Here is an 18,871-nt window from a genome sequence, read left to right as displayed (position 1 = left end):
TTTATAACGTACTGGGTGTGTAGATGATGCGTAGCGTGCCGGTGTAATCCCCGGCGTTTTTACTGCTGGCTGCAAACGCAGGGGTTTTCAAAACAATAGGGGCTGGTACGCACAGTACGCTCTCACGTCCGCCGGGCAGGACGACCTGACGCAGATGCTGCGGATCGTTGGTGCCTTGCCAGACTAGGGTTTTACCGTTGGCGACGGTTTCGGTTGCGCCCGTGACGGGATTAGTGACGAAGACCTGATAGTCGAGACGATCCCGCGCATCGGTCTGACTTCCGCCGCGTCGCCGGATTGAAAATGCCTCTTCAGCACGGTCCGTTGAGGGGAGTCCGTCGTCCTCAAACCGAAGATAAGTGCGGGTGCTGGTACTGTTTTTGCCGTCGTACAGGCACATATCCAGCGTGTTTTCACCCTGGATTTCACTGCCACCCGACCGCCCCGGGAAGTTGGTCAGGTTGAGGTTAACGATAGGCGTTGAGTGCGGAAATGCCGGCAGATAAATCTGCTGATTACCCGGATCGACAACCTCAATGCGCATCGTGGCCTGCCAGCTAGCAATGGCGCGATAGCCTGGACATCCGGTATTGGGGTCAGCGAAGTTCCCGCCGCAGTTGCCACTATCCCATTGACGCAGGTTCTGCTTCAGCGTTGCGGTCCAGATACCCGGCAGAGCGAGCTTTTCCAGTTCGCTTTTCACGATATAGAAATCGAAGTAGGGTTCTCTGGTCCAGTTTGCAACAATCTCTGTCCCTCCCGTGATAAAACTGGGATAGGTAAAGACTTTATTATTGAAAAACATGTAGTGGTCGCCATAGACCTTAAGATCCACCGTTTTGCTGGTAAGGGCATGCGTAAAACGTAAATTGATGGCATAAGGTGTCCCCGGGTTCGCCGTGAACCAGGCCGGGGCGGTCATGCAGGCGCCAACTGCGGAGTCGGTACGGGAAAGACACGTCAGAGTATTGCGTCCCCACTTTTGCGGCTCGGCGACATCATAGCCGCTCGGTTCATGAACCCAGATATCAAAGCGCGCGGGGGCGGCCATGCGATCGAAGCTGATATCGACGCTGGTGTTTCTTCCGGCAGGGGCCGCTGCCTGGGTCTGGCCCGCCCACAGGCTTAAAAAAAGTAAAATAATTAAGTGCTTGTTCACATCATTTCCCTTTTGTGACGTTGTCTGCATTCATGGCAGTTGGACCCGTTGGTACCGATCGTCCGGCGAGCATCAGCTGTGCCTGTTGCTGGACAGTATCCGGCAGGGCAGAGAAGGTTAATTCCCGGCAAGGGATCGACCCGACGTAACGCACGACGTCGCGCATACTCTTTACGTTCAGCTCGCACTGATAAAACTGCTGCTGACGCACCAGGTAGAGGTTATGCAGCAGAGCGTCGCTTTGAGCGCTAAACCCGCCGTTGCCAAGGTCGCTCCAGCCGTTAACGTTCAGTGGCACGCCGCCGATAAACGGCGAATGTTGCTCGTCAGTTAATTGGCCGAGCCAGGTGTAGCTTGCCGTGGTTTGCACGTCCCGGCGGAGCAGTTTGCCTGGCACCATAAACAACGTTCTGCTGCCTGAACCTTGTGTGATTTCACTGCTGGCACCCCGCGAGACATCCAGCGATTCGTTAATCGTCAACGTAGTCTGCTGATAGCCCGGCACGGCGAAGAGGGCGCGGCTATTGCCTGGAATGTCTGCACTGCCGCCGTTATCCAGCGACACGGCAATGCTCGGATCCTGGGAATCTTCCGGTGTGGCAACGTTAACCGCGATGGCTGAAGCAGGACGTCCGTCGCTCCAGCGGCCCAGCCACAGACCAGAGCGCGACAGCGCAAGCGTGGAGTTGTAATTGCCGCTGCTGCTCAGGGTATGGCGCCGATCCTGACGATCCCAGGCATCGCTGACTGTCAGGCTCCCGTTGCCATATCGTCCGCCCTGGCGCGTGTAGGCAGAGGTATTGAGTGAATCGCTGTTAATACCTGATGCGCTCAGTCCATACTCATTTTCACCACGTGCGTCGGCATACCAGTTGTGCGCCACGTTATAGCTCAACTGGTTTTTTTCATGCTGCTGGTGCTGCCATGTCGCGCCCAGAGAGGTATAGCTTGTCGCATTGCCCTGATGGTTATGCGCCATTGACAGGCTCACGCTCAGGTAGCCGCCTTTATCCCTGCCTTCGCGTGAGTCATCGTTACGCATGAAAAGGTTAATGCTGCTGTTGATGTTCAGACCACGCGTGCTGAAAGCCGTACTCAAGCCACCCTGCCAGGCCCGCGTGCGTGAGCGGGTCATATAAACCGACTCCCAGGGCAAGCCTGCATCGTGGCGATCGTCACTGTCCGGGAGTTCCCGACGAGAAACGTACCGTCCTTCGTTGCGGTTATCCGAATATCCCAGGCTGGCGTACCAGGTGCCGACAGGGACGGAGAACATCACCGACAGGCTTCGGTAACAGCCATTTACGGCGTCATATCCCGCGCTTCGGGTATTGCAGTTTTCCGCTGATAACGCGTTGCGATAGAAGCTCAGTGAAAAGCCGTCGTTATAGCTGATTTGCTGAATATTGCCGCGTTGTCCTTCGCTGCCGTAAAGGTAGCTAAACCGGGTCGAGAGTACGCCATCGATCGGACCCGCATTGAAACCACGACTCCAGTCGAGTGCATTTTCCAGAAAACGTTGGTTTTTCTTTATCGCTGCGCCACTGGTGAGTGCCAGCGTTGGAGTGACTGGCAGGCGGACACCCGCCTGAGCGACCGCGCTACGTTCATCGTTTTGATTGTTATTGTCGGTTTCGCCTGCCTGCAGGAACCACTCGACGCGGTCAAACGGCGTAATACCGGTGCGGGTAAACGGTATCTGCTCGGTACGTGTCAGCCGGTTATTTTCATAGACGGACAGCGTCACGGTATAGCTCCCGTCGGGGAACGATCGCGTGTCCAGAGTCTGGGCCCCAGCATTGAGATAAAAACTGGCCAGCAGCTGATTGCCCCGGCGGGCGTCAATACGCGCATCATGGGAAAGCAGCACGGTGATAGGGGTACCCTTTGACTGCTGAACCGGATTAATCCATGCCCTTGTCGAGCCTGTGCGCAGGCCGCGAATTTTGCCCAGCGGCAGTTGGCTGAGGTTGATATTCCCACCAGCATTACTGAACAGATCGCGGGTATCCATCTCGCCTAACTGAATATAGTACTGACGCCAGATATCCTGGCGAAACCAGGCATTGTTGACAGTTATTTCTTGTTGCTGCTGGTGCCTTGAACGCTGCCCCAGCCAGGTCCAGTCGAGATTAAAGTAGCCGTCCTGCGTCATGGCCAACGCGCCATTGCCCTGAACGGTGGCTGACTGGTAATCCCTGTCGGCAACAAAATTGATATTTTGTTGATGGATCAACGCATTCTCAGTGCCCTGCGTAGGCTGATACCACTGGTTTTCTGTGGTCTGTTTAGGCAGAAATTTCTTGTCCAAAAACAGGCTAATGCGCGCGTTATTCTCATCATAGATAATGGCCGCGCGATGGGTATCAATGTAATCACATCCCGTTGCGGAGCCATTGCTGCTGCACGCCAGGTTGCCGTTACGGGCAAGTGGAACGGCGAGAGCTGCAGACACGGTGGCAACGAGGGCAGGAGCGTCATTAAACTGACGTTTGATAGCCGCGACCACGGTTTCGGGTGCGACAAAACTGACCGATTCAAGTGTGATATCCGTTTCAAAAAGGCCAAGCGATTCGCCATAGAGGTTAACCTCTATCCACAGGCGCTGCGTTTTCGCCAGATCTTCGAAACCTGCCGGGACGGCCATCTCGGCGCAGGCGAGTTGGATGGATGCGGGTAATAAAGCAACTAAGAGGAGAGTATTTCTGTGAAACGCCATGACCAAGCCTCGACATCATCCTGACGTCAGAGGGTGGGCACCCTCTGACGTTATCCCTTATGTACTGTGGTGTTACGCACCGCCTTCCGTGGTCGTCGCCTGCGTCAGCATCAGGCTGACAACGCCGCTGTACTGACCGGTTTTCAGAATGCCTTTGGTGGTCTGAGAAATGGTCAGTGGCAGTACCGCTGAACCGTTTTCAATGCTGCCTGGGAACAGTTCAGTTCCGGTAAATTCGGCATCGGTGGTAGACAGTGTTTTATCACCCAGAATCACCGTCATCGGTACAGTCTCGTCGCCATCCATATTGGTGAGCTTAGCTGCGCTAACGAGGCGCACTTTGACATTGCTGGTGGCGGAGTTAGACCACACCTTGGTGTTCAGGCGGTAGCTTTCCAGCCCACGACCTGGCAGGTACTGCATGTCGATGCTGGCCGGCAGTGGCGTGTTATCGGCCTGAGTCATATCCAACTGTGAGTCAACGCTGGCGTTGACGGTAATATCTTTTTGAATCGCCAGCGCGCTAAAGGACGAGGCCATCGCGGCAACAATCATCAGAGGTTTAATATAGTTACGCATTGATATCTCCATATTTACAAATGAGCACCTTGGCTCTTTAAACAAACTACGTGGGTTTTTACTGTGCCGTCGTGTTATTGCACGACGGGTAAATCAGCTTCTTCAGCGGTTTTATTCACCCAGTTGAAGTAGCGGAACTTATATTTCTGACCCTGTTTCATAGTGAGCGTTTTTAATTTCCGTTCAGTGTCCGGATAAATCGTCGCGTCTTCTTTTATCCATTTACACGATGAAACAGCATCACAAATACCAATCTCTCTGAGCGGCACACGCAATGTGCCGTTGTTTTTTAACGTTCCCCGGCGAGGGTCAATCGACAGTGAAATTACGTTTTCTTCTGGAGCAATGTGGACCAGTGCGCCCCAGATCACATTGACACCTAATGTCGCCATTGCTGCAGGGGTTTCTGCCTTGCCTGGAATAATGCTGTCAGGTTGTTTTACCCCTTCAAAATAGACACGCCAGGTGGTCTCTTTTTTCGGCGGTATAAGCGATACCAGACGAACAACGCGCATCGCGCCTGCAGCCAGAGCAAATTTCTCGGGCGTAACCACCACGCCACCTTCTTTCCACGAAGCGACGTCAATTTCTTTTTCCTGGGCTGTTCCGGGATTAAGAATTTTCTTTTGCCTCACCCGAATGAACTGAATATCATCCGTTTTTGAAGCCACCTTTATTTGCGCCGCACCGGATCTGTCTACATTTAGTTCCATGGGATACACGCTCATATTGGCCATTGTCATTTCTGAGAAAAATGGCAATGACAGCGCGGCGACATAAAAGGCGGTTGTCATGCTCACTCTTTTTTTCTGTTTCACAATCAGTCTGCCTGCTCTGAGTTTAAAGGCGGCGCGTTAACACCAGGACACCGTCTGCTTTCGTATCGCTTCAGGGCAGGGAAACTTTAACCAGAACAGCGGTTTGTGAAAATTTGTATTAGTTAACTCGTTATATACAGTTTTTTATCCTGCTTTTCTGGCTTTAAGGTTGTATAGTTAAGCGAAAATACCGCGGCCAAGGATGGGAGGAAAATTCCTTCTGATGAAAAAATAAGCAGGTCAGGGGGCGGTTTTCATATCGACGTACCAGGGAATAAAAAGCATGCGGTAACAGCCGAGAATAAAAGATGTTTTTTATATGCAATAATTCGTTGTTATTTGATCCTGAAGCACATGCAATAAGTCTTGTTGGACAACCCGAGTCTGTATTAACACTTTCGGCGCCAGCCGTTCGTCTTTTACAGGAATTCATTAAACACCGAGGACGCGACTTAAGCCGGGAGGAATTGATCGCTCGCGTGTGGGAAGAATTTGGCTTTACGCCATCAGGAAATAATCTCAATAAAGCGGTAAGCGAACTGCGTAAAAGCTTCCAGTCTCTGGGAGAGGGGCACGAATTGATCGTCACTGTCCCGCGCTATGGTTTCCGTTTTGATGCTGATGTGATTTTTCAGCCTGGAGAGAAAATTCAAGCCGTTGATCCGCAACCCCCCTCAGCGCAACAAGACGTTCTGCCCCGGCGAGTATCCCTGAAAAAGTGGTTCAGAATAGGGGCATTGATTGCCGTGCCGTTGGGAGCGATCTTTTACGTTAGCCGCCCGCAGGAGATAACTGTTCCGGCGAAATTAAAGCCGGTCCAGGAAAAAATCGCGCGTTGTAGTATCTGGGTTATCGAAGATCATGGACGGCCGTTAGTGCTATCAAAATTAGCTGAGCGACTGGAGGCCAATGACGTGGCTTGCGAGCGCGAGGAGTATGCTATTTATTTTTTCAGCGCCCGTTTTTCGCTTGCAACTGCTGATGAACTGTTTATCGGGGCCTGCCCGGTCAATAAAACACGTCTGTGCAAGACCATTCGCTATAAAAACGGGGCTGGAAAATGAAAATAAGGCTTCTTTTTGGACTGGGCGGAGCCCTGGTCGGCGGCGCGCTGGCGCTGTTTTACTATTGCGGCGCGACGGGAAAAAGCGATGTGCTGGCCTGCAGCACTGAATTTAACTTTACGCGCAATGAAGGGAAAGCAAGTGAAGTGAAGGTAAATGCCCTTGCTCAGTTCTATTTTCATCGGGACGGTACAGGGTTGACCACCTATAAAGGTGCGGCAAGAGCTGGCGGGCAAAATTTTATCGTTGACAGGGATGTAGACTTTACGTGGGAGCAGCGGGACGATGACAACGTCATTGTATTGACCTACACCAAAACCTGGCTTCGCCACAGTGACAATACGCCGAATGCCCAATGGGGGAGCTTCGCCTATCCGACCTCACGCTACTACCTGACGATCTCTGAACTTTCACCTGCTGTGTGGCTTATTCAGGACCGGCGCTATCCTACCTATATCTGCCGGGGTCAATAAGGTATAAAAAAAGAGAATGCCATTGGCATTCTCTTTTTTCGTATCAGTGATGCTGATTAATCGCGGCTGGCGAAGCCCAGAATGCTCAGCAGGCTGACGAAGATGTTGTACAGCGAAACGTACAGGCTGACGGTGGCACGGATGTAGTTGGTTTCACCACCACGGATGATATTACTGGTTTCAAACAGGATTGCGCCTGAAGAAATCAGAATAAACACCGCGCTGATCGCCAGATGTAAAGCCGGCAACTGCAGGAAAATATTCGCAACCATACCAATCAGCACCACCACGATCCCTGCCATCAGCATACCGCCGAGGAAGGACATGTCTTTCCGCGTGGTCAGCACATAGGCTGAGCAGCTGAAGAAGACCAGCGCCGTACCGCCCAAAGCCATGGCGATAACATCACCCATGCCCGCAGACAGGTATGTGTTCAGGATCGGTCCCAGAATGTAGCCCAGGAAGCCGGTGAAAGCGAAAGCTGACAGAATACCAACCGGTTTATCCGCCGTTTTATAGGTCAGGAACATCAGACCATACATACCCACCAGCGTCAGGATAAGCCCCGGAGAGGGCAACATCAGTACGGTACTGGCAGTCGCAGTGAGCGCCGAAAATGCTAGCGTCAGGCTGAGCAGGAAATAGGTATTGCGCAGCACCTTATGCGTGCTGAGTAGCGATGTACGATCGCGTGAAGAACTAATAATACGATCCATGAGTCACTCTCTTATGACAGATGTAATTAATGATGGAGGATAATGAAATCAAGGGGAATGACACAGCGGTTTTACCCATCTTTACGCATTTTAACCCGCCAGGCTTAAGCATATTATTTCAACAAAAGCTCCCGAATCAGATGTTAGCACTATATGTGTAAAAATGCCTGTTAGATATCTGCCAGGTAACTGAAAAATATTGCGTTATTCCTGTTTCTCTCTGACAGTGACAGCGGTGTCTACATAAAACAGAGCAATAAGGTAAAGGGAATGATTCAACATAAATCGAAGATATTGACGTTTACGCTGTTGACTGTCTGTTTGATGTCTATCAACGGCGCGGCGATGGCGGCAAATGTTCCCGCAGGAACAATTCTTGCAGAAAAACAGGAACTGGTCAGAAACAATGGCAGTGAGCCAGCGTCGCTGGATCCGCATAAAGTCGAAAGCAACGTTGAGTTTAATTTAATCAGCGATATGTTCGACGGACTGGTGGCGGTTAAGTCGGATGGGTCTATCGAACCCCGGCTGGCCGCGTCCTGGGAGAACAAAGACAACACCGTCTGGACCTTTCATTTACGTCCGGGCATAACCTGGTCAGATGGGTCTGCCATTACCGCACAGGATGTCGTCTGGAGCTGGCAGCGTCTGGTCTCACCGCAAACAGCTTCACCTTATTCCTCGTATCTGGGCAATATGCACGTAGCAAACGCCCTCGATATTGCCCAAGGGAAAAAAGATCCTGCCGATATCGGGGTCAAAGCCCTGGATGATAGCACGCTGGAAATTACCCTGACGCAGCCAACGGCGGCTTTTCTGGCGATGCTGGCGCACCCGTCACTGGTTCCGCTGGATAAAGTGCTGATCGGCCGCTTTGGTGATAAGTGGACCCGGCCAGAACATTTTGTCTGCAGCGGGGCGTACAAGTTATCGCAGTGGGTAGTCAATGAGCGCATCGTTGCCGTGCGTAACCCGCATTACTGGGACGATCGGCACACCGTCATTGATAAGGTCACTTATTTGCCCATCAGTTCAGAGTCTGCAGACGTTAACCGCTATAAGGCCGGCGAAATCGACATTGTGTATAGCGTCCCGGTCAATCAGTTCGCGCAGTTGAAAAAGACGATGGGCGATGAACTCCATGTCTCACCTCAGCTTTCAACCTATTACTATCAGTTCAATACGACGCGAGCGCCGTTTAATGACCCGCGCGTGCGCCGGGCGTTGAATATGGCGTTAGATAAAGACATCATCGCACAAAAGGTGATGGGGCAGGGGCAACGCGCGGCGTGGGTTATCAGCCAGCCGGAAATAGGGGGAGTGCAACTGCATGCGCCGGAATATGCGGCGTGGCCGCTCGAAAAACGCATTACCGAGGCTAAGAAACTGCTGGCTGAAGCCGGTTATGGCCCTGAGCATCCGCTTAGCCTAAATCTGCTCTATAACACCTTCGAAACGCACCAGCGTATTGCCATTGCCGCATCGTCAATGTGGAAGAAAAACCTCGGCGTAGAGGCGAAGCTGCAAAATCAGGAATGGAAAACCATGCTGGATACCATGCACACCGGTAATTTTGACGTCGTGCGCTACGCATGGATCGCCGATTATGATGATGCCTCAAGTTTCCTCAATATTTTCCGTACCGGCGATAGCGAGAATACCACCAGGTACAGCAATCCCGCTTTTGATGACGCGATGCGCAATGCGGCGAAAGCAACTTCGCTGGAGGAGCGAGGCAAATACTACCAGCAGGCTGAAGACCTTTTAGGAGAGGATGTGCCAGCGATTCCGGTTTACCACTATGTCCGCACGCATCTTGTGAAGCCGTGGGTGGGAGGATTTGCGCCAGATAACCGGGGAAATTACTACACCAAAGATATGTTCATCAAAAAACATTAAGCGCTGTAGCCAGTATTTGTGCTGAATAAACGGTCAATCTGTTGTTATTTCAGTCGATTAACAATATTTTGGCTGTTTTTCAGGCAAACGAACGCATTGGTGCTTTACAGGTCCGTTCGGGATGTTTATAGTGCGCCTCATTGGAAGCGTGGCCGAGCGGTTGAAGGCACCGGTCTTGAAAACCGGCGACCCGAAAGGGTTCTAGAGTTCGAATCTCTACGCTTCCGCCAATTTCTTAACAGAATCAATAACTTAAGAGTTAGTTTTGATTTTGTACTGCATAAAGTATTGCATCAAAAGCCCGTGTAAACGGGCTTTTTTTGTATCTAAAATCTCTGTTTTTCATCAAAAAACTTATCCAGTCTTCATCCCTTCCTGTACAACAAAACCCTTTAAAAGCAGAAATACGATAGCAGGGAGCCTCCGGAGATTTAGTAATCGACGGATGATTTCACACCAATCTTAAGAACCTACCAGCAATAAGCTCAGCTGACCTACGCCATTACTGGACAACCTGTTGTTCTGTCAGTTAAAACAACTAAAAATGGTAAAACGGACAGCACAGTAATGAAACGAAGTGAACTCAGGAAACTATTGGAAGAATGGTTTGATGTAGAGCGGTATGAAGCGATAAAGGAACTCACCCTTCAGCAATTCTATGTTGAGGTTGAGCGGCGTATCTTGGCTTACAAGATGTTGCTGAAACGGGATACATTACCGCCTCTGAACAGACTTTTATTAGATGATTACCGCTATAAGATCCTCAGAGGTGAAATTTTTTTTAGCGGCGACACGTCCACGCAAGGACATGGGCTTGCCAGAACTTACGCAGTGGTCCCCGTAACCCGGAGCAACGCACAATTATATGCGAAAAGTTTAACTCTGATTGGAACCCATCCTGAAACATCCCAAAGAAGTCAGTCTGAATATATGTCGGAGTACCTGAAGGAATCCGGCATCAAAAGTCTGTCCTCAATTACTGTCGATATCTTCCTGCAAGAGGCTTCAACCGAAGATATCATCGAACACCTGAAGGTGCTCATTCCCCAATGGAAAAAACAGCTAAAAATGAACGATCCGGCTGTTCGGAAGTATCGTTTTGGTAAAAGCACGTTGAGAAAAATCATCGACTATCGACTCATCCCTATGATGGATCTCATTTTTTGGGGGGCAGATAATAATGATACCAAAATCTCACTGTCGCTGATGTCATCGCTGCTTCATGAGAACAGCGAGAAGGATAGGGATGAGGGAATGCTTAAGGTGACTGACTATCCGCTGGCTATGGCGTTGCTGACAGACGAGAACTATCTGAAATCGTTTGAAGATTACATGATGGAAAACAATGTATTAAAAGACACAAAAATTGTAGATCACGTCAAAGACGAGAAGAAGAAAGAAGATAAGTAAAAAAGGGTTACGTTCGCCCTGAGCGAACGTGATCACATCCATCCTCAACCATTTTTTTTCTGTTCACCTACCCCCATTTTTTTCGAAAAAGTCTTTTGCCAACATCCCTAAAACGCCATAAGCGAATTAGCTATTATTGTCCTCGTTGAAACAACAGAGGAAAAAACAAATGAGAAATGAAATCGCAGGTAAAAGATTAATCCGTGTTCCTGAAGTTCTTAGAAGAGTCGGATTTAGTCGAACCACAATGTATGAGCTTATTAAGGAAGGCCGATTCCCGGATAAGGTAATCATAGGGGCAAGATCTGTAGCCTTTGTGGAAAGTGAGATTGATGCTTGGATTGAAAATACTATTTTAGATTCACGCAAAAATAATAAATAACATAAAAGAGGAAGCGAAAATGAAAGTGCAAAAAATAGAAATAAATGTTAGCAATGATGATACAAAATACTTTGTTCTGAAAAGCGGGGAAGACTATGACTACTATTTGCGATGTATGCATGAGTATATGGGGGAAAGATTCTATCATAACCTTGAAGACGATGGTTATATGGAGGGTGTTTTAAAATCAATAATAGAGAATGGTAAGAAAGATTTTAATGAGTTCTTGAAAAAACATAAATATAAAGCATCGATTAAAAACGTATATTTTGATGAAGTGCTTGTCAACCTGAGGCAGATACATCATGTGATGAGTCACTGTATTTTATATACATAATCGCTGTCGTCATCTATTCGGCCCCGCAAGGGGCTAATATAAAACGAAATGAATAAAATAAGCATTTAATTATGAGGATATAAGTATGTCTAAAGAAACTGTTATTGAAAATAAATCAACAGAACTGTTTTATGATCTTGCTTGTAGATCGTTTACAGCAAGCTGGAATCTGTTCATGGAAGTGAATGGTGATGGAGATGCCAATGACTATCTGGATGATCCGGATTTTATGAGTCCATTTATTATTTATGTGATTGACCATATTCAGAATAACTTTGAGAGATTTACCACGCAAGAAGGAAACTGTGGTGATATTAATCAGGTCAACTTTGAACAAGTAGCAGCCTTACTGGTAGGGTATTCAGAAAACTTTAGAAAGTAAGAACTAATCTTGCCCCGGAAGGGGCTAACTATAAACAAAAGGAAAAACAGATGAATAATGATATGACAGTAATCGTAAGTATGTTATGTGAAAAAACACCTAAAGTGATGAACCTTATCCAAGAGAGCTTGGATATATTTATCGCATTAAGAGGTAGCTCTGTCGAAGAAATCATGAATGATAAGACCTTGTTAGATGATTTAAATCGTTATGTAAATGAGACACTGTATGATGAGATGGATGTGGAATATGGTTCTGTAATCATCAAAATAGTATCTAATAAATAGTATTAATACCTTCTCGATATGTATCTAATGTTTAACTTAATAAAAGGAATCAGTATGAAAGAGATTATTTTAAATGAAAGTAATAAAATGGTAGTAGATTTTATCACAAATGTATTACAGGGGTATTGCGAAACGATCTATAGTATCTCTGAAAAACAGCCTGAAACAGCCATGAATATTTTAACAGGGGAAATGTTATCAGAGATACTTTATGATGTGTTGATTACCTGTGAAGTTGAAGACTATGTTAAAAGTGGAAGAGGCAAAGATGTATCTGAGATCAACATGGATAAGTTAAAGGAAACGATTTTATACTGGCATAAAGAGCATATCATTGAACTTGTACTGAAAAACATAAAACCGGATGATGCTGAGGAGCGTATTTACTGGAAGTTAAAAATGACTGTGAATCAGTATTGAAAAATGGCAATATTCCCTCGTGTGTAGGGAAATAATCCTGTAATGAACTGGAGATAACCAATATGATTGATGAATTCCATGTTATGTATATGTATAAAAAAATCCAAGCTGAAGCTGCGACGACAGATATGAAAACACTGGAACAGCTTTTGAAGAAGTTCCGCCAAGTTGTCGCGGAGCGCCGGGAAGAATACTATCAGGAGATTGGTGAGAAAAAGGCTCAGAAATTGAGAGCCAAGAGATTACAACAGTTGCTTGAGAAAATGGGGCGTGATCGTGTATCACCGGAGGATCTTATAGGTTAATGACAATTAACAAGATCGTGTGTGTTTGATTTTTAATACTAAAGTTTTATCTGTGATTGCCGATACTTATCCTGAATATTATCTTTTCTGAGGTCATTATGGATTCTGACGATAAAAAATCAGGTAAATTTTCAGGTGCAACGGCAGCTTTTGGGGCATTAGGCAGCATCGGTAAGAAAGTTCTTGCAAAGAAAGACACCGCCCAAAGTGAGGATGGTGAAATCACTGAATCAAAAGTCATGCAGGTACTGGACTGGGCCTATGATAAAGCCTGTAATGGTGTTGTAGGTTTGGATTCGGCGCAAGAGCTTGCTGCACCATATTTGAATGGTGATGGAGAACTTGTTGATAAGGTTAATGCGCTAATACGATGGCAAAATACAAAAGCGGGAACATCAGGCTTTATCACCGGCCTTGGTGGAATAATAACGCTCCCGGTGGCCATTCCAGCTAACATTTCAAGCGTCATATTTATACAAGTTCGTATGATCGCAGCAATTGCACATATGGGCGGGTATGATTTAAAAGATGACCGTGTTAAGACACTTGTATATACCTGTTTAACCGGAAATGCTGCGAAGGATATAGTGAAAAATATAGGTATAACAATTAGTACAAAAATGACAAATACCTTAATTAAAAATATTTCTGGTGAAACAATAAAAGCTATAAATAAAGCGGTAGGATTTAGGCTTATAACTAAGTTTGGGCAAAAAGGTGCTATTAATCTTGGTAAAGCAATACCACTAGTTGGTGGTGTCGTTGGTGCTACATTTGATAGTGTATCCACCAATACTATTGGGAATATATCCCGTAATATTTTCATTGAAGAAAAAATACCTGAATGATGTTTGTATGGTGATAATTTTCAGTTCTGGCTTTTAACTATTCTAAATAGGTCGTGAAATGAAATCTTTAGACCGAGATTTAGCAAAAAAATTAATAAGAGCTGTAGGTTCGGAATATGAGTATCAGGTATCTGGTAATCCTCAAGATGCAGTTTTTGATGTTTACTTTGCTAGAGAAAAGCACGGTATCGCATTTCAAATTAGACATTCAACACATCCGTCGGCACAAGATGGCGGATGGCTACAAGTGCACCACTATGAGGGAGAGCCTGCGGATTGGGGACCTGCATTACATTCACTGAGAACAATGGGTGATGTAGTTGCATTTTGCCAAACGTTGATAACGTTCTCTCAAATAAAATCCAAAAGGCAAGCGTAGATAAATTACACTGTTATTCCTCTGGCATATATTAAGTTCATACTTGGTAAATGCCAGATTAATGCAGAACTGATGCATTTAAAAAGACAATTTTCTTCTTTTTTTATTTGAGGACTCAAAATCTGATGAGATAGAAGAAAGCTGTTCCAGACTCTGCTCAACAGAGCGCTGGAATTCAAGAGCGGCCTCTGTGCGTTGTTTTATCACCAGAGCAATGATTTCTGTATCACTTTTTTCTTCAATGGCTTTTCTGTAAAGTATTCGTTCATTAATTAAATCAAAGTTTCCTGATGATTTAGCAGCGGTGTTAGCTGCTGAGTAACTTATAGGATTAAGCTCACTAATAAAGCTATCCAAAAGAGATTGTCTTTTCTTATCAAGCCTGCGCAGTGTGGTATGTGCAGACCTATATTTTTTTATTTCATATGCAAATGTATCATCATCATCACGTAGCTTACTATATCCTGCTCTATATTCATCCATTGATGGATGATTTTTGAGTTCTTCAATCGTATTAAAATAAGCTAATAAATCAGTGTTGTCTAATTGTACTTTTCTCATATATACCTCGTTAATAAATAGTGCATATATTTATATATTAGGTGTATAGAGAAGGTGTCAAATTAAGGAAAGGGTTAAATTTTTTTTTACTTTTGTAGAATAAAAACTATCAAGTATGTTTTTTCCATTATTGTTGTCCTGTTTTAGGATGCAGCTTTTAAATAGATGTCGATATCAGCTACGTCTTTTCTTGCCGCTTCATTTTCTTTTGTTCTTTTATATACCTTTCGCGGCTTATCGATCTGGACACTGTTTTTAGCATTAGGAACAGCATTATTTTTCTTCTTCTTGCTAAAAACAAAGGCATCTGTGTAGATCTCTTTATTTTCAGTTTCCAAAGATAAGTTTCGTCTTTCTTTCTGTGAAAGATCTGCATAATGTTCTGGATATTGTTCAATATCAGCATTGAGGCTTTTTGCATTACTCAAATGCTCTTTACGTTTTTCATCAAGTTGATGACTCATACCCTTGGCAAAAATATTAGAGTTGATATACAGGTGTCCATGATGTTCAACGAGAATACCTTTTTGTTTTAGCTTTTTGAATATGTTTGACATATTACCGGATGCGATATTCAACGCTTTACAGAGTGATGACTGTGAGAGGTTGATTAGGTTTCCAAACTCCATATATTCTAAGATATAAGTCAACACGCGGAATTCATTCTTAGATATATCCAGATCAGAAAAAACACGAAAGTTTGAAGTAAAAGCAAAAACATAAGGCTGTGCAAATGAGATCGCTTTATCTTCTTCTGTTGCAATAACGGTGGTTGATTTTATATCTTTGTTTTGTAGCAAGTGTCTTGCGATATCAATCTTTTGCTCTGTGGTTAATGTTTCAAATAAGCGAAGTAGTTCAGTGTCATTAGTATTCATATTATTCTCTCTTATAGTTCTTATTATGCCTATTTAATACTATGCAGAAAAATGAAAGTCAATAGTTAAACTATAAATAAAATAGAACTTTTATTATTATGATGTTGCTATATGTTAAAAAAACTATGTTTAAACATAGATTCCGCTATGTTTAAACATAGGAGGGTTCTATGTTTAAACATAGGTGTCTGCTATGTTTAAACATAGGAAAAAAAGGTGTGAAGCCCCGATTTTATTGGGCTGGGATAGTGCTTATAATTAAATAATTAGTAAGAAGTTAAGAGAGTCTAGTTTTCCTTTTATCTTATGTGCAGAGCGTTTTACGTAAAAACATATGGTTTTCTTGGGGTGTATTTTCAGCGAAGTGATTGTTTCATACAATCACGCAGCGCTGCTGATGTTTCAGGAATACTGCAATTGCTTACCTTTATTTTATTGGCGGCTGTCGCCGCAATTCTTCATTGATAAATCCATCATTAACAGGGATGAACCCTGTTTCAGCAATGTGATTGTTTTGAACAATCACTAAGTGCTGCTTCTATGAATATAGTTTTCCTATGCGTTTAAGAGCAAATACTATATTTTTTAGTGCTAATACTGTTATGAAATATAGGATCTAAAATATTTAATCATGAATAAAAGAATAGATGTTGATCCTTTTGGCTTTCCCCTAAAACATAGCAAATACCATTGTCAAATCGTTAAATATATTTTACAGCGTTAGGGCGTAGCCGTGCGTCAGCACATGAGCGTTAGCTCATAAGATAAATATCTTTTCAAAAGAATAATAAAAACAGGTAGAACGTTTATTAAATGAGTTAAATTTGATTTTTACCGATTCGATATGGTATTAAATAATAAAAAAAGAAGGAAAATAAAGGATGAACAACATTAAGATTATTACGCTCTTTCATACAAATAAAAAAATACCATTTATGACTTGTATTGTTAAAGATGTTGAAGAAAATGAACAAGGAATAAAACTCACTTTGGAAAGTGGTGATAATATCCATGTCAAAGATTATGGCTATTTCTTCTTATCAGAATCAGCAAATGAGTTTGATCAGGAACGAATGATTAATACATACAGAAGATTGATTTCTGAACTCAGCCAAGTTAGCGAAGAAACAATAGAGTCCTTAGTTCCGAAGATATCGAATAATATGAAAACCAATTTCCCGGCAAGTGGTGTGAGTGCTTTGGAAGATGATTGAAAAATCTGAATGGTAGCTACCATTCCATATGAAACAGTATATTAAAACATGCGTTGCATACAGGTTTTTACAACACCATATCTGAAGATAGCTACATTACCTGAGATCTAACAATCCCTGTCTGCGTAATGGTCGACAGGGTATTATCTGTTCCGACCTATACCTTTCTATCTCCATCCATGTGCAAACAGCTACTGACATGGCTCTTCGTGTACATTACACGTCTTATTGATCGATATAAAAGATCAATAAACTGCATTTGATAGATTTTAACTATCAAATTAGCGTCAATTGATCGGTGTTTTAATTGTTTATATCGATCGATTATAGATATATGATAGTTTTAATCTATCAAATGATTTGAATTCGATCGATACAAACGATATGACGAACAGAAAAATAAATTGAATCCTATCAATTGATTAATGCTTTTTTACAGCCCAGAGAGACCAACCTATGGGTAGGGCTGTCTTTGACATAAAGTTTCCACACATTGGGGATAGATATGAAATTACGGATAGTGATGCCACTGGTGCTGTCTGCTGCCGCACTGACAGGATGCCAGCAACTCAACGATGGCGTGAATACAGTTAATGGAGCAATCAATTCTTCGTTGTCATCAGTAAACAAAGCACTGGGGGGAACTGCCACACCTCAAAGCATTGGCCCGTTATCATCTGTTTCTGGTCTTGGTGCTGTTTGCAAAGACTATGAAGAAAATGCAATGGCAGCAGAAAAGAAATGGACTGGCAAAAGGATCTCTATCACCAATGCCACTGTTCTCGAGGTTACGAAGGGCAGAAGTGCCAGCGATATGATGACGGGAATGCCTAAGTCAGCCCCTAACTATTACCTTTTATTTAAAACCTCTGATACCAGCTACTGCGGCGGGATGGTCTGGCTGGATTACTACTCTGGTATTGATGATGCCGTTCTTACTTACAAGAAAGGCCAGAAAGTCAGCGTTACCGGAACGATAAACAATTTCGAAGTCCGTGGGTTCGCTACCGTCAACAACGCCGATATGTCAGTTCGTCTTGTTGTTCTGAGAAACGGCACAATCAACCATTAACTCTGGGATAACACTATGCGTAAATTTTTACTCGTGGCGGGTCTTGCTGCTCTTGTATCGGGATGCGGTGAAAAAGGCGATTTTGAAAAAGCGATCAACGCAAAAATATCACAATCAAAGCTGTGCTACTCCCTGCAGGACAACGATATTGTATTCAATAAAGGTTTTCCAATTAAGGTTAACCGTGGCTACCGTTCTGCCGGATACAGTGCCAGTGATGAAATCCTTAAAGGACTTGTTGAACAAGGGCTGCTCACTGTTTCACAACAGGCAAATGGGTTTAGCAGTGTTGATGTTCTGGAAGTAACTGACAAGGGCCAAGAGGTTGAGTTTTGGAACCGTGAGAATGGTGCCTGCGTCGGTCATCGGGAAGTTACTGAGATAAAGGAATGGACCGAACCGGGAAACGGTAATCAGAAAGTTGTTCGCGTGTCATATACATGGAAGTTGGCGGATGTTCCTTCATGGGTGGACAAAAAAGCGTTCTCCAGCGTCAAGGGTATGAATGAACCGGAAGATGGCATGATTAATCTTGTTAAAACCAGCAATGGCTGGAAAGCGATTTAAGGGGCTATCATGGAAAACAATACAATCCAGTGTCCGTTTTGCCTGAAAGAGAGCCAGCGCGGTGTGCATGTGTGTACTGGCTGCATGGCGACTGTCTTATATGGTGCTTATCCACAATGGTATGCTGCCGTAGCTATCTTCCTGACATTTGGACTGTCTATTCTTATCGGTATGTCTGCGGGGATTGCTGGAGCTACTATCAGCCTACCAATAATTGCTATTGTGGCCTTTATAGCTGGCAAGGCTATCTTCTCTGACAATGTTGTGTTCAGGAGGAGAATGTAAAACTCCCTTACTGTAAGTGCAAAAAAACCATGTCTGTGGATCTAGATGTGGTTTTTTTTGCATAATAAATGATTTTATATTCCAAAATGACATATTTAATAAGTTGCCTGTCAGGCA

Annotated in this window: 23 protein-coding genes and 1 tRNA gene; 17 read left to right on the top strand and 7 right to left on the bottom strand. The window is 44.7% G+C overall.

Going from position 1 to position 18,871, the window contains the following annotated elements; all coding sequences use genetic code 11:
* Position 1: 1 nt before the first annotated feature.
* The 4 genes from OGV65_RS07615 to OGV65_RS07600 form a co-directional block, all read right to left on the bottom strand.
* Entirely contained in the window at positions 2 to 1,159 is a 1,158-nt protein-coding gene (locus OGV65_RS07615) for a CblD like pilus biogenesis initiator family protein (RefSeq protein ID WP_286454801.1), read from the bottom strand.
* A 1-nt stretch (position 1,160) separates the two neighbouring features.
* The gene (locus OGV65_RS07610; protein ID WP_286454799.1) at positions 1,161 to 3,878 is read right to left on the bottom strand and encodes a TcfC E-set like domain-containing protein; all 2,718 of its coding nucleotides are present in this window, start codon (positions 3,876 to 3,878) and stop codon (positions 1,161 to 1,163) included.
* A 72-nt stretch (positions 3,879 to 3,950) separates the two neighbouring features.
* Positions 3,951 to 4,457 (bottom strand): CS1 type fimbrial major subunit, encoded by a 507-nt coding sequence (locus tag OGV65_RS07605; protein WP_016152497.1) that lies wholly within the window; start codon positions 4,455 to 4,457, stop codon positions 3,951 to 3,953.
* Positions 4,458 to 4,531: 74 nt separating this feature from the next.
* The gene (locus tag OGV65_RS07600; RefSeq protein ID WP_047359363.1) at positions 4,532 to 5,275 is read right to left on the bottom strand and encodes a fimbrial protein; all 744 of its coding nucleotides are present in this window, start codon (positions 5,273 to 5,275) and stop codon (positions 4,532 to 4,534) included.
* A 308-nt stretch (positions 5,276 to 5,583) separates the two neighbouring features.
* On the opposite strand from OGV65_RS07600, the gene OGV65_RS07595 reads away from it, so the two are divergent.
* Together OGV65_RS07595 and OGV65_RS07590 are read left to right on the top strand one after the other, a co-directional pair.
* Positions 5,584 to 6,339 (top strand): winged helix-turn-helix domain-containing protein, encoded by a 756-nt coding sequence (locus OGV65_RS07595; protein WP_016152499.1) that lies wholly within the window; start codon positions 5,584 to 5,586, stop codon positions 6,337 to 6,339.
* A complete protein-coding gene (locus OGV65_RS07590) occupies positions 6,336 to 6,812 on the top strand; it encodes a hypothetical protein (protein WP_016152500.1) in 477 nt (158 codons plus the stop codon). The genes OGV65_RS07595 and OGV65_RS07590 overlap by 4 nt, the downstream gene beginning before the upstream one ends.
* 56 nt (positions 6,813 to 6,868) lie before the next feature.
* Here the strand turns inward: OGV65_RS07590 and yccA are convergent, their stop codons facing one another.
* Positions 6,869 to 7,528, bottom strand: coding sequence for an FtsH protease modulator YccA (gene yccA / locus OGV65_RS07585; RefSeq protein ID WP_016152501.1), 660 nt, complete (start codon positions 7,526 to 7,528; stop codon positions 6,869 to 6,871).
* A 270-nt stretch (positions 7,529 to 7,798) separates the two neighbouring features.
* Here yccA and OGV65_RS07580 point away from each other — a divergent pair, with 270 nt between their 5' ends.
* The 11 genes from OGV65_RS07580 to OGV65_RS07530 all read left to right on the top strand — a co-directional run bounded on the left by OGV65_RS07580 (position 7,799) and on the right by OGV65_RS07530 (position 14,177).
* Positions 7,799 to 9,427: an ABC transporter substrate-binding protein gene (locus tag OGV65_RS07580; RefSeq protein ID WP_053389928.1), complete on the top strand. Its 1,629-nt coding sequence runs from the start codon at positions 7,799 to 7,801 to the stop codon at positions 9,425 to 9,427.
* A 142-nt stretch (positions 9,428 to 9,569) separates the two neighbouring features.
* Positions 9,570 to 9,657: transfer RNA gene (locus OGV65_RS07575), tRNA-Ser, on the top strand.
* A gap of 337 nt (positions 9,658 to 9,994) precedes the next feature.
* Complete coding sequence (locus OGV65_RS07570) at positions 9,995 to 10,837, top strand: DUF6387 family protein (protein WP_032667114.1); 843 nt, start codon at positions 9,995 to 9,997, stop codon at positions 10,835 to 10,837.
* Between the two features lie 169 nt (positions 10,838 to 11,006).
* On the top strand, positions 11,007 to 11,219 hold the full coding sequence (locus OGV65_RS07565; RefSeq protein ID WP_100272687.1) for a helix-turn-helix transcriptional regulator: 213 nt from the start codon (positions 11,007 to 11,009) through the stop codon (positions 11,217 to 11,219).
* A 19-nt stretch (positions 11,220 to 11,238) separates the two neighbouring features.
* Complete coding sequence (locus OGV65_RS07560; RefSeq protein WP_286454798.1) at positions 11,239 to 11,556, top strand: hypothetical protein; 318 nt, start codon at positions 11,239 to 11,241, stop codon at positions 11,554 to 11,556.
* An 85-nt stretch (positions 11,557 to 11,641) separates the two neighbouring features.
* Positions 11,642 to 11,938, top strand: coding sequence for a hypothetical protein (locus OGV65_RS07555; protein WP_016243654.1), 297 nt, complete (start codon positions 11,642 to 11,644; stop codon positions 11,936 to 11,938).
* Between the two features lie 50 nt (positions 11,939 to 11,988).
* A complete protein-coding gene (locus tag OGV65_RS07550) occupies positions 11,989 to 12,225 on the top strand; it encodes a hypothetical protein (protein ID WP_032667113.1) in 237 nt (78 codons plus the stop codon).
* A 54-nt stretch (positions 12,226 to 12,279) separates the two neighbouring features.
* Positions 12,280 to 12,645, top strand: coding sequence for a hypothetical protein (locus OGV65_RS07545; RefSeq protein ID WP_071444978.1), 366 nt, complete (start codon positions 12,280 to 12,282; stop codon positions 12,643 to 12,645).
* 62 nt (positions 12,646 to 12,707) lie between these two features.
* Positions 12,708 to 12,950 (top strand): H-NS family histone-like protein, encoded by a 243-nt coding sequence (locus OGV65_RS07540; RefSeq protein ID WP_100280098.1) that lies wholly within the window; start codon positions 12,708 to 12,710, stop codon positions 12,948 to 12,950.
* Positions 12,951 to 13,048: 98 nt separating this feature from the next.
* Entirely contained in the window at positions 13,049 to 13,798 is a 750-nt protein-coding gene (locus OGV65_RS07535) for an EcsC family protein (protein WP_084831986.1), read from the top strand.
* 58 nt (positions 13,799 to 13,856) lie between these two features.
* Positions 13,857 to 14,177, top strand: a complete 321-nt coding sequence (locus OGV65_RS07530) for a hypothetical protein (protein WP_126502050.1) — start codon at positions 13,857 to 13,859, stop codon at positions 14,175 to 14,177.
* Positions 14,178 to 14,255: 78 nt separating this feature from the next.
* Here OGV65_RS07530 and OGV65_RS07525 read toward each other — a convergent pair whose 3' ends face one another.
* Both OGV65_RS07525 and OGV65_RS07520 read right to left on the bottom strand, forming a co-directional pair.
* Positions 14,256 to 14,738 carry a DUF4756 family protein gene (locus OGV65_RS07525; protein WP_100280100.1) on the bottom strand — a complete coding sequence of 161 codons (483 nt, stop codon included), beginning with the start codon at positions 14,736 to 14,738 and terminating at the stop codon, positions 14,256 to 14,258.
* A gap of 143 nt (positions 14,739 to 14,881) precedes the next feature.
* Positions 14,882 to 15,616 (bottom strand): SEN1990 family winged helix-turn-helix DNA-binding protein, encoded by a 735-nt coding sequence (locus OGV65_RS07520; RefSeq protein WP_100280101.1) that lies wholly within the window; start codon positions 15,614 to 15,616, stop codon positions 14,882 to 14,884.
* 881 nt (positions 15,617 to 16,497) lie between these two features.
* Between OGV65_RS07520 and OGV65_RS07515 the strand changes: the two genes are divergently transcribed.
* From OGV65_RS07515 to OGV65_RS07500, 4 genes are all read left to right on the top strand, one after another.
* Positions 16,498 to 16,830, top strand: coding sequence for a hypothetical protein (locus OGV65_RS07515; protein WP_020239715.1), 333 nt, complete (start codon positions 16,498 to 16,500; stop codon positions 16,828 to 16,830).
* 505 nt (positions 16,831 to 17,335) lie between these two features.
* Positions 17,336 to 17,902 (top strand): hypothetical protein, encoded by a 567-nt coding sequence (locus OGV65_RS07510; RefSeq protein WP_172862881.1) that lies wholly within the window; start codon positions 17,336 to 17,338, stop codon positions 17,900 to 17,902.
* A gap of 15 nt (positions 17,903 to 17,917) precedes the next feature.
* Positions 17,918 to 18,469: an SEN1982 family lipoprotein gene (locus OGV65_RS07505; protein WP_001224786.1), complete on the top strand. Its 552-nt coding sequence runs from the start codon at positions 17,918 to 17,920 to the stop codon at positions 18,467 to 18,469.
* A 9-nt stretch (positions 18,470 to 18,478) separates the two neighbouring features.
* Positions 18,479 to 18,754, top strand: coding sequence for a hypothetical protein (locus OGV65_RS07500; RefSeq protein ID WP_087857524.1), 276 nt, complete (start codon positions 18,479 to 18,481; stop codon positions 18,752 to 18,754).
* The last annotated feature ends 117 nt before the right edge of the window (positions 18,755 to 18,871 follow it).

The organism is Citrobacter sp. Cb004 (genome assembly GCF_030337065.1).
In the GTDB taxonomy this organism is placed as follows: Bacteria; Pseudomonadota; Gammaproteobacteria; order Enterobacterales; family Enterobacteriaceae; genus Citrobacter; species Citrobacter braakii.
Note: the sequence above shows the minus strand (reverse complement) of the source record. Positions and strands in the feature narration are given on the sequence as shown.

What these genes read in the sequence shown, in the direction of transcription:
- OGV65_RS07570 (WP_032667114.1), top strand. Translation starts at nt 9,995, where the DNA reads ATGAAACGAAGTGAACTCAGGAAACTATTGGAAGAATGGTTTGATGTA.
- OGV65_RS07535 (WP_084831986.1), top strand. Translation starts at nt 13,049, where the DNA reads ATGGATTCTGACGATAAAAAATCAGGTAAATTTTCAGGTGCAACGGCA.
- OGV65_RS07505 (WP_001224786.1), top strand. Translation starts at nt 17,918, where the DNA reads ATGCGTAAATTTTTACTCGTGGCGGGTCTTGCTGCTCTTGTATCGGGA.
- OGV65_RS07540 (WP_100280098.1), top strand. Translation starts at nt 12,708, where the DNA reads ATGATTGATGAATTCCATGTTATGTATATGTATAAAAAAATCCAAGCT.
- OGV65_RS07565 (WP_100272687.1), top strand. Translation starts at nt 11,007, where the DNA reads ATGAGAAATGAAATCGCAGGTAAAAGATTAATCCGTGTTCCTGAAGTT.
- OGV65_RS07560 (WP_286454798.1), top strand. Translation starts at nt 11,239, where the DNA reads ATGAAAGTGCAAAAAATAGAAATAAATGTTAGCAATGATGATACAAAA.
- OGV65_RS07525 (WP_100280100.1), bottom strand. Translation starts at nt 14,738, where the DNA reads ATGAGAAAAGTACAATTAGACAACACTGATTTATTAGCTTATTTTAAT.
- OGV65_RS07580 (WP_053389928.1), top strand. Translation starts at nt 7,799, where the DNA reads ATGATTCAACATAAATCGAAGATATTGACGTTTACGCTGTTGACTGTC.
- yccA (WP_016152501.1), bottom strand. Translation starts at nt 7,528, where the DNA reads ATGGATCGTATTATTAGTTCTTCACGCGATCGTACATCGCTACTCAGC.
- OGV65_RS07555 (WP_016243654.1), top strand. Translation starts at nt 11,642, where the DNA reads ATGTCTAAAGAAACTGTTATTGAAAATAAATCAACAGAACTGTTTTAT.
- OGV65_RS07595 (WP_016152499.1), top strand. Translation starts at nt 5,584, where the DNA reads ATGTTTTTTATATGCAATAATTCGTTGTTATTTGATCCTGAAGCACAT.
- OGV65_RS07510 (WP_172862881.1), top strand. Translation starts at nt 17,336, where the DNA reads ATGAAATTACGGATAGTGATGCCACTGGTGCTGTCTGCTGCCGCACTG.
- OGV65_RS07530 (WP_126502050.1), top strand. Translation starts at nt 13,857, where the DNA reads ATGAAATCTTTAGACCGAGATTTAGCAAAAAAATTAATAAGAGCTGTA.
- OGV65_RS07590 (WP_016152500.1), top strand. Translation starts at nt 6,336, where the DNA reads ATGAAAATAAGGCTTCTTTTTGGACTGGGCGGAGCCCTGGTCGGCGGC.
- OGV65_RS07605 (WP_016152497.1), bottom strand. Translation starts at nt 4,457, where the DNA reads ATGCGTAACTATATTAAACCTCTGATGATTGTTGCCGCGATGGCCTCG.
- OGV65_RS07515 (WP_020239715.1), top strand. Translation starts at nt 16,498, where the DNA reads ATGAACAACATTAAGATTATTACGCTCTTTCATACAAATAAAAAAATA.
- OGV65_RS07610 (WP_286454799.1), bottom strand. Translation starts at nt 3,878, where the DNA reads ATGGCGTTTCACAGAAATACTCTCCTCTTAGTTGCTTTATTACCCGCA.
- OGV65_RS07500 (WP_087857524.1), top strand. Translation starts at nt 18,479, where the DNA reads ATGGAAAACAATACAATCCAGTGTCCGTTTTGCCTGAAAGAGAGCCAG.
- OGV65_RS07550 (WP_032667113.1), top strand. Translation starts at nt 11,989, where the DNA reads ATGAATAATGATATGACAGTAATCGTAAGTATGTTATGTGAAAAAACA.
- OGV65_RS07545 (WP_071444978.1), top strand. Translation starts at nt 12,280, where the DNA reads ATGAAAGAGATTATTTTAAATGAAAGTAATAAAATGGTAGTAGATTTT.
- OGV65_RS07520 (WP_100280101.1), bottom strand. Translation starts at nt 15,616, where the DNA reads ATGAATACTAATGACACTGAACTACTTCGCTTATTTGAAACATTAACC.